This window comes from Neolewinella agarilytica (assembly GCF_900110645.1).
Taxonomy (GTDB): domain Bacteria; phylum Bacteroidota; class Bacteroidia; order Chitinophagales; family Saprospiraceae; genus Neolewinella; species Neolewinella agarilytica.
This window is the reverse complement of sequence record NZ_FOFB01000059.1, coordinates 1-1,805: the sequence shown is the minus strand read 5'-3', so window position 1 is coordinate 1,805 and position 1,805 is coordinate 1. Positions and strand designations below refer to the sequence as shown.

Annotated in this window: 1 pseudogene; it reads left to right on the top strand. The window is 54.8% G+C overall.

The features are described from left to right. Positions 1-33 precede the first annotated feature (33 nt). Positions 34-1,805 (top strand): annotated as a pseudogene (locus tag BM123_RS23695) (hypothetical protein); the annotation flags it as partial.

The following is a 1,805-nucleotide window of genomic DNA, read 5'->3' as shown; positions in this document are numbered from 1 at the left end:
AACTCCGGCACGGGAGCTACTATCCCCGGCAGCATGGCTTCTGCCTTGCGCGCTCGCTTACTGGCTGGCGGAACGGCTCCATTAGTACCGACCTTCACGGATGGTTGTACGCAGGAGATTGAAGTTTGTGTCAACGACGTACTTGTTTACGACGAAGAAGATCCTAGCTGTAACGACGTTGTACTGACGCGCACTTTCACCGCTACTGAGATTGCTGTATGTCCGGCTGCTGCTGGTGAAGGCAACCCAAGCGTAACGGCTGCTTACACGATTACCTTCAGCCGTCCTGACCTGGACGATCTGAGTGCGGATAACATCGAGCCCGTAGTGAACTATGAGCTTTGTGGCACGGCTAACCCCACCCGGGCGGATTACCCGGCTCCACGGACACAAGACTTCCCCTTCCTGGAAATCGGTGGTCGCACCTTCAATCTGACCAACGGCGATGCAGTTTGCAATATCGGGGTTACTTACTCCGATGGTGAGGCGGTGGTTACCTGCCCCTTCACTTACAAGTTCGTTCGTACTTATACCGTTATCGACTGGTGTGACCCAAGCGACGTTCGCACCTTCACGCAAGTTGTGAAAGTTGGCGATACGACTGCTCCTACGTTCTCTGGTCCTACGCAGGATCGTGACTTCGACGGTGTGGTTGACAGCGACCTGATCTACACGACCAATGCCGGTAACGTTTGTGCTGCTTACATCCGTCTGGACGCTGGTATCAGCGCTACGGACAACTGTTCTGACGACGTAACCATCACGGCGGTTATCTACCCAGGTGCTGACCTGAGCGCTACGCCAATCGGTGCTTTCGACGTTGATCCTACGGACAACCGCGCAGAAGTAACTTCTGCCATCCCCGTTGGTTGTCACCTTCTCCGCTACACCTACACCGATGAGTGTGGTAATACGGACTTCTCTGACTACCCATTCTGTGTAGAAGACGGAACTGCTCCGGTTGCTATCTGTGAGGACGGCCTGAACATCAGCATCTCCAGCGGTTCTGCTGCCGGTGGTGTCAGCACGGGTATCGCTATCCTGACGCCTGAGATGATCGATGCAGGTTCTTACGATGACTGTTCCGGTGTAACGCTGGAAATCGCTCGCGTAGGCGCTGACAACATTGCTACGGAAGCTTACGACCAGGAACTGGTGCTGACTTGTGCTGATCTCGGTACGGTTCGCGTTGGCCTGAAAGTAACCGATGCGGAAGGCAATATGAACTTCTGCTGGTTGGACGTACTGGTGGAAGACAAGAACGCTCCTAGCTGTATCGCTCCCGGTCCCGTTGAAATCAGCTGTATCGTAGCTCGTGCTACGCTTCCTGATGACATCATGGAAGCTACGGAGGCTGAGCTGGACGCTACCTTCGGTTTCGCTACCGGTGTTGACAACTGTGACGTAACCATCACTTCCACAATCAGCGGCAACGTTAACAGCTGTGGTGTGGGTAGCTTCACGCGTATCTTCACGGCTACGGACGGTGAAGGCTTCACCAACACGAACAACTGTCGCCAGCGGATCACCGTTTACGGTGTTCATGATTACCGCCTGACCTTCCCAACGGATGAAGAAGGCACCTGTGCAGACGTACCTGCTTACGCTGGTATCGCCGCTGACGAAGATGCTTGTGACCTGATCACGACGGACGTTGTTGTGGACACGCTCCGCACGCTGGAAGCCGGCGAAGAGTGTTTCAAGCTCCGTGTTACTTACGACGTAATCAACTGGTGTGAGTACAACACGCTTGGCCAGCCTTACCTGATCCCACGGGACGGTGACGGCATCCGCAACCCTGAGAC